Source organism: Streptomyces sp. NPDC096324, from assembly GCF_044763015.1.
Classification (GTDB): domain Bacteria; phylum Actinomycetota; class Actinomycetes; order Streptomycetales; family Streptomycetaceae; genus Streptomyces.
In genome coordinates, this window is the sequence record NZ_JBIWFK010000016.1 from 148423 (window position 1) to 160231 (window position 11809).

12 protein-coding genes are annotated in these 11809 nt (G+C 67.9%); 8 read left to right on the forward strand and 4 right to left on the reverse strand.

The genetic code is table 11. The features are described 5' to 3' along the window. Window positions 1-215: 215 nt before the first annotated feature. The 5 genes from rpsL (at window position 216) to gdhA (ending at window position 6265) form a co-directional block, all read left to right on the forward strand. Window positions 216-587 (forward strand): 30S ribosomal protein S12, encoded by a 372-nt coding sequence (gene rpsL, locus ACIQ7M_RS34475; protein WP_003948652.1) that lies wholly within the window; start codon window positions 216-218, stop codon window positions 585-587. Between the two features lie 2 nt (window positions 588-589). Next, a complete protein-coding gene (gene rpsG, locus ACIQ7M_RS34480; protein WP_003992340.1) occupies window positions 590-1060 on the forward strand; it encodes a 30S ribosomal protein S7 in 471 nt (156 codons plus the stop codon). A 39-nt stretch (window positions 1061-1099) separates the two neighbouring features. Continuing rightward, window positions 1100-3229 carry an elongation factor G gene (gene fusA / locus ACIQ7M_RS34485; protein WP_403651563.1) on the forward strand — a complete coding sequence of 710 codons (2130 nt, stop codon included), beginning with the start codon at window positions 1100-1102 and terminating at the stop codon, window positions 3227-3229. Between the two features lie 143 nt (window positions 3230-3372). Next, window positions 3373-4566, forward strand: a complete 1194-nt coding sequence (gene tuf, locus ACIQ7M_RS34490) for an elongation factor Tu (protein ID WP_339130935.1) — start codon at window positions 3373-3375, stop codon at window positions 4564-4566. 343 nt (window positions 4567-4909) lie between these two features. Then, a complete protein-coding gene (gene gdhA / locus ACIQ7M_RS34495; RefSeq protein WP_403651565.1) occupies window positions 4910-6265 on the forward strand; it encodes an NADP-specific glutamate dehydrogenase in 1356 nt (451 codons plus the stop codon). A gap of 107 nt (window positions 6266-6372) precedes the next feature. Here the strand turns inward: gdhA and ACIQ7M_RS34500 are convergent, their stop codons facing one another. From ACIQ7M_RS34500 to ACIQ7M_RS34510, 3 genes are all read right to left on the reverse strand, one after another. Then, window positions 6373-6969, reverse strand: coding sequence for a Uma2 family endonuclease (locus tag ACIQ7M_RS34500; protein WP_403651567.1), 597 nt, complete (start codon window positions 6967-6969; stop codon window positions 6373-6375). Window positions 6970-7018: 49 nt separating this feature from the next. Beyond that, the gene (locus tag ACIQ7M_RS34505; protein ID WP_403651569.1) at window positions 7019-7951 is read right to left on the reverse strand and encodes a helix-turn-helix domain-containing protein; all 933 of its coding nucleotides are present in this window, start codon (window positions 7949-7951) and stop codon (window positions 7019-7021) included. A 176-nt stretch (window positions 7952-8127) separates the two neighbouring features. Continuing rightward, entirely contained in the window at window positions 8128-8676 is a 549-nt protein-coding gene (locus ACIQ7M_RS34510; protein ID WP_403651571.1) for an ATP-binding protein, read from the reverse strand. A 139-nt stretch (window positions 8677-8815) separates the two neighbouring features. Here ACIQ7M_RS34510 and ACIQ7M_RS34515 point away from each other — a divergent pair, with 139 nt between their 5' ends. From ACIQ7M_RS34515 to ACIQ7M_RS34525, 3 genes are read left to right on the forward strand one after another with little or no spacing between them, the layout of a single operon-like run. Beyond that, complete coding sequence (locus ACIQ7M_RS34515; protein ID WP_403651573.1) at window positions 8816-9664, forward strand: helix-turn-helix domain-containing protein; 849 nt, start codon at window positions 8816-8818, stop codon at window positions 9662-9664. Then, window positions 9661-9870: a DUF397 domain-containing protein gene (locus ACIQ7M_RS34520; RefSeq protein ID WP_403651575.1), complete on the forward strand. Its 210-nt coding sequence runs from the start codon at window positions 9661-9663 to the stop codon at window positions 9868-9870. Before ACIQ7M_RS34515 ends, ACIQ7M_RS34520 begins: the two co-directional genes overlap by 4 nt. Continuing rightward, window positions 9867-10517, forward strand: a complete 651-nt coding sequence (locus ACIQ7M_RS34525) for a hypothetical protein (protein WP_403651577.1) — start codon at window positions 9867-9869, stop codon at window positions 10515-10517. Before ACIQ7M_RS34520 ends, ACIQ7M_RS34525 begins: the two co-directional genes overlap by 4 nt. A gap of 18 nt (window positions 10518-10535) precedes the next feature. On the opposite strand, the gene ACIQ7M_RS34530 is transcribed toward ACIQ7M_RS34525, so the two are convergent. Then, window positions 10536-11552 carry a hypothetical protein gene (locus tag ACIQ7M_RS34530; protein WP_403651579.1) on the reverse strand — a complete coding sequence of 339 codons (1017 nt, stop codon included), beginning with the start codon at window positions 11550-11552 and terminating at the stop codon, window positions 10536-10538. Window positions 11553-11809 lie beyond the last annotated feature (257 nt).

Below are 11809 nucleotides of genomic sequence, written 5' to 3' on the forward strand. Positions count from 1 at the left end.
AGTCCGTGAGGTAGGTACGCTCTTACCTTGTGCCTGGGGTGTGCCCTGGCTCTCGTGCGTGCCTTCAGACCGCAAGGGGAGCCGTAAGCGGCCACCGCAATCTGCGCCCTTTTCGCCTCGCGGCGAGGGTCCGCAGTATTCGACACACCCGACCGCGTGGGTCGGTGGCGTTCCAGGTTAGCTTCACCATTCGGCACACAGAAACCGGAGAAGTAGTGCCTACGATCCAGCAGCTGGTCCGGAAGGGCCGGCAGGACAAGGTCGAGAAGAACAAGACGCCCGCACTCGAGGGTTCGCCCCAGCGTCGCGGCGTCTGCACGCGTGTGTTCACGACCACCCCGAAGAAGCCGAACTCGGCCCTGCGTAAGGTCGCGCGTGTGCGTCTGACCAGCGGGATCGAGGTCACGGCTTACATTCCGGGTGAGGGACACAACCTGCAGGAGCACTCCATCGTGCTCGTGCGCGGCGGCCGTGTGAAGGACCTGCCTGGTGTTCGTTACAAGATCATCCGCGGTTCCCTCGACACCCAGGGTGTCAAGAACCGCAAGCAGGCCCGCAGCCGCTACGGCGCCAAGAAGGAGAAGTAGAAATGCCTCGTAAGGGCCCCGCCCCGAAGCGCCCGGTCATCATCGACCCGGTCTACGGTTCCCCTCTGGTGACCTCCCTCATCAACAAGGTGCTGCTGAACGGCAAGCGCTCCACCGCCGAGCGCATCGTCTACGGCGCCATGGAGGGTCTGCGTGAGAAGACGGGCAACGACCCGATCATCACGCTGAAGCGCGCGCTTGAGAACATCAAGCCGACCCTCGAGGTCAAGTCCCGCCGTGTCGGTGGTGCGACGTACCAGGTCCCGATCGAGGTCAAGCCCGGTCGCGCCAACACGCTCGCGCTGCGCTGGCTCGTCGGTTACTCCCGCGCCCGCCGCGAGAAGACGATGACCGAGCGCCTGCTCAACGAGCTTCTCGACGCCTCCAACGGCCTTGGTGCCGCTGTGAAGAAGCGCGAGGACACCCACAAGATGGCCGAGTCCAACAAGGCCTTCGCGCACTACCGCTGGTAGTCGTTACCCACATCGAGACCGAGAGAAGACTGAAGCCTTATGGCTACCACTTCACTTGACCTGGCCAGGGTCCGCAACATTGGGATCATGGCTCACATCGACGCGGGCAAGACGACCACCACTGAGCGGATCCTCTTCTACACCGGCGTCAGCTACAAGATCGGTGAAGTCCACGACGGCGCCGCCACCATGGACTGGATGGAGCAGGAGCAGGAGCGTGGCATCACGATCACCTCTGCTGCCACCACCTGTCACTGGCCGCTTGAGGACAACGACTACACGATCAACATCATCGACACCCCGGGGCACGTCGACTTCACGGTCGAGGTGGAGCGTTCGCTCCGCGTCCTCGACGGTGCCGTCACGGTGTTCGACGGTGTCGCCGGTGTCGAGCCGCAGTCCGAGACGGTGTGGCGTCAGGCCGACCGTTACGGCGTGCCGCGCATCTGCTTCGTGAACAAGCTGGACCGCACCGGCGCCGAGTTCCACCGCTGCGTGGACATGATCAAGGACCGCCTCGGCGCCGTCCCGATCATCATGCAGCTCCCGATCGGTGCCGAGATGGACTTCCAGGGCGTTGTGGACCTCGTCCGCATGAAGGCGCTCGTGTGGTCCGCCGAGGCGGCCAAGGGCGAGATGTACGACGTCGTCGACATCCCGGCCACGCACGTCGAGGCCGCTGAGCTGTACCGCGGTCAGCTGGTCGAGACCGTCGCGGAGCACGACGACGAGATCATGGAGCTGTTCCTGGAGGGCCAGGAGCCCACCGAGGAGCAGCTGTACGCCGCGATCCGTCGCGTCACCATCGCGTCCGGCAAGTCCAAGGACGTCACGGTCACCCCGGTGTTCTGTGGCACCGCGTTCAAGAACAAGGGCGTTCAGCCCCTGCTCGACGCGGTCGTGCGCTACCTGCCGACTCCGCTTGACGTCGAGGCCATCGAGGGCCACGACGTGAAGGACGCGGAACTGGTCGTCAAGCGCAAGCCGTCCGAGGACGAGCCGCTGTCCGCGCTCGCGTTCAAGATCATGAGCGACCCGCACCTGGGCAAGCTCACCTTCGTCCGGGTCTACTCGGGCCGCCTGGAGACTGGCACCGCGGTGCTGAACTCCGTCAAGGGCAAGAAGGAGCGCATCGGCAAGATCTACCGCATGCACGCGAACAAGCGTGAGGAGATCGAGGCGGTGGGCGCCGGCGACATCGTCGCCGTGATGGGTCTGAAGCAGACCACGACCGGTGAGACGCTCTGCGATGACAAGAACCCGGTGATCCTGGAGTCCATGGACTTCCCGGCGCCGGTCATCCAGGTCGCCATCGAGCCCAAGTCCAAGGGTGACCAGGAGAAGCTGGGTGTCGCCATCCAGCGTCTCGCGGAGGAGGACCCCTCCTTCCACGTTCACTCGGACGAGGAGACCGGCCAGACCATCCTCGGCGGTATGGGCGAGCTGCACCTCGAGGTGCTGGTCGACCGTATGAAGCGTGAGTTCAGGGTCGAGGCCAACGTCGGTAAGCCGCAGGTCGCCTACCGTGAGACGATCCGCAAGACCGTCGAGCGTCACGACTTCACCCACAAGAAGCAGACCGGTGGTACCGGTCAGTTCGCCAAGGTGCAGATCGCGATCGAGCCCATCACCGAGACCGACGGTCCGGCGTACGAGTTCGTGAACAAGGTGACCGGTGGCCGTATCCCGCGGGAGTACATCCCGTCGGTGGACGCCGGTGCGCAGGAGGCCATGCAGTTCGGCATCCTGGCCGGCTACGAGATGACGGGCGTCCGCGTCATTCTTCTCGACGGTGGCTACCACGAGGTCGACTCCTCCGAGCTCGCGTTCAAGATCGCCGGTTCGCAGGCGTTCAAGGAAGCCGCTCGCAAGGCTTCCCCCGTGCTCCTCGAGCCGATGATGGCCGTCGAGGTCACCACGCCCGAGGAGTCGATGGGCGATGTCATCGGCGACCTCAACTCCCGCCGTGGCCAGATCCAGGCCATGGAGGAGCGCAGCGGCGCTCGCGTCGTGAAGGGCCTCGTGCCCCTCTCGGAGATGTTCGGCTATGTCGGAGACCTCCGCAGCAAGACGTCGGGTCGCGCCAGCTACTCGATGCAGTTCGACTCCTACGCCGAGGTTCCCCGGAACGTCGCCGAGGAGATCATCGCGAAGGCCAAGGGCGAGTAACACACCCCGTTTACACGCTTTAGGCTTGACACCGACCGCCGGGGCTCACCCGGAAGGGGAATCCCCGGCGGGCGGCATCCCAGCAAAGATCACCTGGCGCCGATGAGTAAGGCGTACCAGAACCACTCCGCAGGAGGACCCCAGTGGCGAAGGCAAAGTTCGAGCGGACTAAGCCGCACGTCAACATCGGCACCATCGGTCACATCGACCACGGTAAGACGACCCTCACGGCCGCCATTACCAAGGTGCTGCACGACGCGTACCCGGACCTGAACGAGGCCTCGGCCTTCGACCAGATCGACAAGGCTCCCGAGGAGCGCCAGCGCGGTATCACGATCTCGATCGCGCACGTCGAGTACCAGACGGAGGGCCGCCACTACGCCCACGTCGACTGCCCCGGTCACGCGGACTACATCAAGAACATGATCACGGGTGCGGCGCAGATGGACGGCGCCATCCTCGTCGTCGCCGCGACCGACGGCCCGATGCCGCAGACCAAGGAGCACGTGCTCCTGGCCCGCCAGGTCGGCGTTCCGTACATCGTCGTCGCCCTGAACAAGGCCGACATGGTGGACGACGAGGAGATCCTGGAGCTCGTCGAGCTCGAGGTCCGTGAGCTCCTCTCCGAGTACGAGTTCCCGGGCGACGACCTTCCGGTCGTCAAGGTCTCGGCGCTCAAGGCGCTCGAGGGCGACAAGGAGTGGGGCCAGACCGTTCTGGACCTCATGGCCGCCGTCGACGAGGCCATCCCGACCCCGCCGCGTGACACCGAGAAGCCGTTCCTCATGCCCGTCGAGGACGTCTTCACGATCACCGGTCGCGGTACGGTCGTCACCGGCCGTATCGAGCGTGGTGTCCTGAAGGTCAACGAGACCGTTGACATCATCGGCATCAAGCAGGACAAGACCACGACCACGGTCACCGGCATCGAGATGTTCCGCAAGCTGCTCGACGAGGGCCAGGCCGGTGAGAACGTCGGTCTGCTCCTCCGTGGCATCAAGCGCGAGGACGTCGAGCGCGGCCAGGTCATCATCAAGCCGGGTTCGGTCACGCCGCACACCGAGTTCGAGGCGCAGGCGTACATCCTGTCCAAGGACGAGGGTGGCCGCCACACGCCGTTCTTCAACAACTACCGTCCGCAGTTCTACTTCCGTACGACTGACGTGACCGGTGTTGTGACCCTCCCCGAGGGCACGGAGATGGTCATGCCGGGCGACAACACTGAGATGACCGTTGCGCTCATCCAGCCCGTCGCCATGGAAGAGGGCCTGAAGTTCGCCATCCGTGAGGGTGGCCGGACCGTGGGCGCCGGCCAGGTCACCAAGATCACGAAGTAAGTGATCTGACCTGGTAGCTCCTTAACGAGCTCCTTGAGAGGGCCCGTACGACTTCGGTCGTACGGGCCCTTTCGCATGCCCGGCTCGTCTCGCGAGGCGGTCGAATTCGTATACGAAGCCCGAACGCTGTTCCGGTACGGCGCCGATCCCTCCAGGTAAAACGAATCTTGGTGCGTGTCGAAAGAATCACGTAACGCATCCGTAATTCAGGAGGAAGACTGTAGGGACGGTCTCCCGCTCCAGGGCGGGGGCCCGACTGCTCTGCGCACCGCTGCCGCCGGAACCGACCGGTCGAACCGACCCCGGTCAGCCGTTCCGGCGGCCCTGTCTGAAGGGACCCCAGGTGACCCGCCCCGACACGAAGAGCCGTATCGCCTCCTTGCTCGCCGACATCGAGCGGCGCAACCCGGCGCAGCCCGAGTTCCTCCAGGCCGCGCACGAGGTGCTCGAAACGCTGGCTCCGGTCCTCTCGCAGCGCCCGGAGTACGGGGAAGCGGCTCTCGTCGAACGCGTGGTGGAGCCCGAGCGGCAGATCATCTTCCGCGTCCCGTGGCAGGACGACCACGGCAAGGTCCACGTCAACCGCGGCTACCGCGTGGAGTTCAACAGCGCGCTCGGCCCGTACAAGGGCGGTCTGCGCTTCCACCCGTCGGTGAACCTCGGCATCGTGAAGTTCCTCGGCTTCGAGCAGATCTTCAAGAACGCCCTGACCGGTCTCGGCATCGGTGGCGGCAAGGGCGGCAGCGACTTCGACCCGCGCGGCAGGTCGGACGCCGAGGTCATGCGGTTCTGCCAGTCGTTCATGACCGAGCTGTACCGGCACATCGGCGAGCACACGGACGTGCCGGCGGGCGACATCGGCGTGGGCGGTCGTGAGATCGGCTACCTGTTCGGCCAGTACCGGCGCATCACCAACCGCTGGGAGGCCGGTGTCCTGACCGGCAAGGGCACGCAATGGGGCGGTTCGCTGATCCGGCCCGAGGCGACCGGCTACGGCAACGTCCTGTTCGCCGCCGCCATGCTGCGGGAGCGCGGCGAGGACCTGGAGGGCCAGACCGCGGTCGTCTCCGGCTCCGGCAATGTCGCCACGTACACCATCGAGAAGCTCACCGCGCTCGGCGCCAACCCGGTGACCTGCTCCGACTCGACGGGGTACGTCGTCGACGACAAGGGCATCGACGTCGAGCTGCTCAAGCAGGTCAAGGAGGTCGAGCGTGGCCGGGTCGCCGACTACGCGGAACGGCGCGGCGCCTCGGCACGGTTCGTCGCGAACGGCAGCGTGTGGGACGTGCCGGGCGATGTCGCGCTGCCCTCGGCCACCCAGAACGAGCTGGACGCGACCGCGGCGGCCGCGCTGATCGGCAACGGCGTGAAGGCGGTCTCCGAGGGCGCCAACATGCCCACCACCCCCGAGGCGGTCCACCTCTTCCAGAAGGCGGGCGTCGCCTTCGGCCCCGGCAAGGCGGCCAACGCGGGCGGTGTCGCGGTCAGCGCGCTGGAGATGAGCCAGAACCACGCCCGCACCTCGTGGTCCCGCGAGCGGGTCGAGGACGAGCTGACCGGCATCATGAACAACATCCACGCCATGTGCCACGAGACCGCCGAGCGCTACGGCGTCCCCGGCGACTACGTCAGCGGCGCGAACATCGCGGGCTTCGAGCGGGTCGCCTCCGCGATGCTGGAGCAGGGTGTGATCTGACCGGGGGAACCCGGACTCACGGAGAGGGCTCGTACGGCCGAAGGGGGCGTGCGGGCCCTTTGCGTCGACCGGTGGTGGGTGCGGCGGCCCGGAGGGCCGAGGCCCGGTCAGATGTCCGGGTAGAGCGGCAGGTCGGCCGTGGAGATGGTCCAGTCGGCGATGGCCACGTCCTCGCCGTAGACGAAGTCCTTGCGGGTCGCGTAACGGGGGCCGTCCGGGGTGGGGTGGATGTCGGTGAGGACGGCACCGGTACCGGTGCGCGGGTCGAAGACCGCGTAGACGGGGATGCCCATGAGGGGGTAGTCGCGCATCTTGCTGACCCAGTCGTTGTCCGGATTGGAGCGGGACACGATCTCGACAGAGGCGATGAGCGTCAGCGGGTCGAAGGACCCGTCCCCCTCCATGTCCGCCTCGGCGATCACCATGATGTCAGGGCGGCGCATGATGCATTCCGGCGCCACTTCGACATCGGGCTCGCCCGTGTGGGCAGCGATCTCCTCGGGCATGACCTTCTCCAGGCGCTTCCGGAGACGCAATGCGGTGAGTTCGTGCTGCCGGACCGGCGACGTCATGTCGACGACGATTCCTTCCTTGGTGATCTCGAATCTGCCGGGAAGGGTGCCGTCCGTCGACTCCACGAAGTCGCGCATGGCCCGGTACAGGTGGGAGGTGCCCTGCCGCGCGTCGTCCGGGGCGATGGTCATGGCGCTCGCTCCTCCTCTGTGCCCAGGGGCAAGGATCGTCCCGTTCAGGCTAAGCGGCCTCCAGGGGATCGGATCGGCAGTCGCGGCAGAGTCCCGGCTCGGCCGCGCGGATTCCCCTGTCGCAGCCGTCGCAGTTCCGGAGCGGATGCCGGACGACCGGTGGCGGTGCGGGGGCACGGAACGGCGGCGGGGGCGGTAGGTGGGCGGTGAGGCGGTGGGCCAGGAGGGCGGCCGGGCGGTGCAGGTCTTCGGGTGGCAGGTCCCTGGTCAGGGCGTGGCGTACGGCGCCGGGGGTGAGGTCGCGCTCCAGCCAGGCGACGACTCCCGGGGCGAGGTGTTCGGCGTCGGTGGCGGAGAGCAGGAGCCGGGGGTCCGTGCGGCGCAGGCCCCCGAGGAGGTCGACGGCCGTCCGGAGGAGGGCGGGGGAGGGGTGCGCGGGCTTCGGGACGGCCGGGAGCGCCTTGCGGGGCGGGCGTTCGGCCGGGACGGGGCGCCGGGCCGACGAGGCCCGGCCTCGGTCGGGCGGGGCCGATCGTCGAGTGGGTGGGGCCGGGCGTCGGGCAGGCGGTCCGGGGGCCGCGCCGGTGTCCGCCGTGCCGTGGTGGCCTGGGCGGTTGCAGGAGACCGTGCGAGTGACGATCCGGCCGTCGGGTGTGCGTTCGCGGGTGCGGCGCAGGTAGCCGTGGGTCTCCAGCTCGCGCAGGGCGGCGGCGATCCGGGTGGCGCCCTCGGGGAAGCGGGCGGCGAGGGTTTTGATGTCGACGGGGGCGCCGGCAGGCAGGGACTGGATGTGGGCGCCGAGCCCGATCGCGAGTCCGGACAGCTCCGGGTGCTGGGTGAGGTGGTTGCCGATCACCGTGAAGCGTTCGGTGTGGCGGGTGTTGTCGTGCACGACGCCGGAACGGGGGCGCCTGCGAGGGTGGTTTTTGCCCGGGATGCGGGACTGGGGGCGCGTGGGCGCGCTAGGGTTTTCGGTGTCCATCGGGAAGCCTTACTTCCTCGGTGGTCAGGCCCTCGCACTGGGATTCGCAGTCCCGGCGGGGGCCGTCGCATTTCCTGCCGCAAGCCCGTCGTCGCTCGTGGATGCCTGCGGTCGTGATCTGTCGCGCTGAGCGTAGGGCAGGCAACCCCTCCCAAATCCAGTCGTGTTGGGCATATTCACTCGGGGGAGTGAGACCGCTCCGCGGGCGGGAGGGGTGGGGCTTGGCGGGGGTTCTTTCTCCCCGGTGGTGCTTGGAAAAGACCGCAGGCCGCACCGGAGCACGGTCCGTCGCGCTCCGGTTTCGGGAGCCTCAGTTCGGCCCAGACGGTCTTGCGCGGGGCGGGTCCTGGTGTCACGCCCCAGCGGTCCGCGAACGCGTTCACGAGGAGCAGGCCGCGGCCCGGCTCGGCGCCGGGTTCCGCCCGGCCGGCCCGGGGAAGCCGGTCACCCACGGTGTCCGTCACCTCGATACGGAGGGTGTCGCCGACGACGTACAGCGTGAGGCGAAAGTCCCTTCCCGGTACCCGGCCGTGCGTCGCCGCGTTGGTCGCGAGCTCGGCGACGATCTGGTCCGCCGGGCTCAACGGCAATCCCCAGGCGCGGAGTCGTTCGGTGGCCAGCAGCCTCCCCAGACGGGCACCGCGTGGCGTGGGGGACAACAGCACGCTGAAGTTGCGGACGGGTTCGACGCGTTGGGCTTCGAGCCCGACGGTTTCCTGATTCATGTCACTCAGCGTGTCCGACCCTGCCTACGGTGAGCTGCGAAGACGTCGGTGCGTACAGGGATTGTCCGGTCGTTGTCCCGATCTGTCCCGGCTGTCCTGGGTGTCGTACGGGAACGACTGGCGTTGGAGGTGGGTGGGTGTGAGCGGTGAGAGCGCGGACGAGCCGGGGTGGGACGTCAGCCCCGAGGACGAGATCGCCCCGGTGGTCGAGGCGACCGGCCGCCAGGTCAGGCTCTGGCGGGAGACGGCCGGGATGCGGGTGGCCGACTTCGGGCGGGCCATCGGGTACGGGGAGGACCTGGTCCGGAAAGTGGAGCGCGGGGCGCGGATCCCCCGGGTGGACTTCCTGGACCGCGCGGACGACGTGTTGAACGCCGGCGGGCATCTCCGGGCCTTCAAGGAGGACATGGAGAAGGCCCGGTACCCGAAGAAGGTCCGCGAGCTGAAGATGCTGGAGGAGAGGGCGGTCGAGCTTCTCCTGTACAGCAACCACAACATCCATGGGTTGTTGCAGACGTCCGAGTACGCGCAGGCGCTGTTCGAGACACGCCAGCCGGCCTATCCGCAGGAGGTGGTGGAGCGTGAGACCGCCGCGCGCATGAGCCGGAAGGTGATCTACGAAAGGTCGCCTGCCCCAGCGCTCAGCTTCATCCAGGAAGAGGTGACGCTGCGGCGCCCCATCGGGGGGAAGATGAAGCTGCGCCGCCAGCTCGAACACCTTCTGCACGTTGGTCAGTTGCGGAACGTGGCGCTTCAGGTGATGCCGGCCGACCGAGAGGATCACGCCGGGATGCAGGGGCTCATCGAGGTGCTGAAGTTCGATGACGGTACGGCGGTCGGACGTTCTGACGGCGCTTTCAGCGGTCGCCCTGTCTCGGATCCCAAGGACTTGCGGATCTTGGAGCTGCGCTATGGAATCATCCGGGCCCAAGCCCTCACTCCGAGAGAGTCGTTGACCTTCATCGAGCAAGTGCTGGGAGAGACATGATTCATGTGACTTCCCCCGAGAACCCCTCCGGGCTGATGTGGTTCAAGAGCAGCTACAGCAGCAGCAGCGAAGCCGGCGACTGCGTCGAGATAGCCCCCAGCCTCACCACGATCCACATCCGCGACTCCAAGAATCCGGGCGGCGCTCGCCTGGCCATGGCCCCCGCGGCCTGGACGGCGTTCGTCGGGTTCGCCGCTCAGAGTTGACCGGGGGAGCGGAGATCCACCGGCAGAGCTACGCCCGTACCGTGTTCGCCGCCCTGGGCGGAGTCGTCGAGATCGGCGCGGTGAACCACACCGGTACCTGGGATCTGGCAGAGGCCTCGGTGGAGGCCTTCCTGAAGCCCAGGGGCGAGGACATCGCCCGGATCATGGAGGCGGTCCGGACGATCGGCCGGTTCGACGACCCTGTCATGGCCATCTCGGACGAGCTCGGGTACCTGCGCGAGCATCCGGTCGAGGTGCCGTTCATGCTGCTCTGGTCGGCGGGGATCACCTGGGACCCGGAGTCGGAGGACGACCCCGCGTATCTGGCGGATCCGCCGGTGGTGCGCCGGATGTGCCGGATGGGCGCGGACCTCCAGCTGGTCGACCTGCTGGACGCCTTGGTGACCGCCGGAATCGCGGCCGGGGTGGACGCCGAGGAGGGCGGGGACCTGGCGGCCGGGGTCACCCGTATCGCCTGCGAGCTCGTGGGCGACGCCGGGCGCAGCACTCCGGAGGGCGTGTTCCGCATGTGGCGGGTGGCCCGTCTGCCCGACGCCCTGCGCCCGGACTCCGGTGCGCCGGAGTCCGGCAAGGCGGGATACAGGGCGTACGACGCGGCACTGGAGCGGTTGCTCGCGCCGGTCTGAGGTCCGCCCGGAGATCGGCTACTGCATGTTCTGCACGTGTGGATGGTCGTACGAGGACACGCACACGCAGATCTGCATGTTGTAGCCGCGGCCGATGTTGAGCCGGGTGGCACAGGCCGGGCCGAGGAAGTGCAGGCCGTCGTAGTCGGCGTCCTCCAGGGGGCGCCAGCTTGTGTTCCCGTCCCATTCGGCGCCGTCGACGGTGAGCAGGGGGCGCACGTCCGAGCCGCACTCGGGGCAGGACATCGGGAACGGGTCGCTGAAGCTCCAGGGTCCGTGGCCGCCGAGCTTGCAGCCGGGGGCGACGCTGAGGTCGTACTGGTAGTCGACGACCTCGATGTCGTCCTCCTCGTCCGGGTTCTGTTCCTCCTCCCAGTCGTGGATCCGGTCCGACAGTTCTGCGGGGAGCTCATGCGGGGCCGGGTACTCGGTGACCGTCTCGGGGTGCAGGAGGCACGGCTCGGGCAGGTAGTCGCCGGTGCCGATCACCGAGGGCTCGGGCGGTGCGGGGAGCGGGTCGGTGATGTCCGAGGAGGCCCGCCAGTACAGCGCCGAAGCGGGGAGGTAGTCCTCGTCGTGGTCGAACGGGCACCAGAGCACCTGGAGCAGGTCGCTGTCGGCCGGGCGGGGCAGCGAGGGGATGTCGGCGGCGTAGAGCTGGGCCACGGGGATGAGCGGGACCGGGCCGTCCTGGGGTATCCGAGTCTCGGAGACCGCACGATCGACGATCTCGCGCTCCTCGGGCGTGAGGAGGTCGGCGCCCTCGGCGCGCGGTCGGGTCCACGCGTCGGCGAGGATGCGCCGCCGCTGCCGTACGTCGCCGGGGGCGAGGCCCCGGTGCGTGGGCGCGTCGTGGTCCGCGCAGGTGGGCCACGGCTCGTCGGCGGGCCACAGCAGGGGGCCGCCGATCGAACTGTCCGCGACCGTCGGCGCACCCGGACGCGGATGCAACCGCACGGCGGTGCGAGCCAGCGGCGCGAGCTCGGGGAACAGCGCGGTGACGTCGAGGGGCCGCGGGGGAGTGGTGCGAGACATGAGAACGAGGTTACGGCCCCAACCGGTGCTCCCTGTAAGTTCGCTTGTGTGTACGGGTGTTGTTGAGGCGGGCGTGACGGGGGTTGCGGCATGGCGGGGAATCGGCCGGGTGACTGGCATGTGCTGGATCTGGAGAAGGATCCGACGCCGGGTGATCCGGATCGGGTGCGGAAGCTGTCGAAGGATCTGCTGGATTTCGCGGATGACGTGTCGGACGCGTTGCGGCTGATCAAGGGGATGGCGGGTGAGGACGCGGT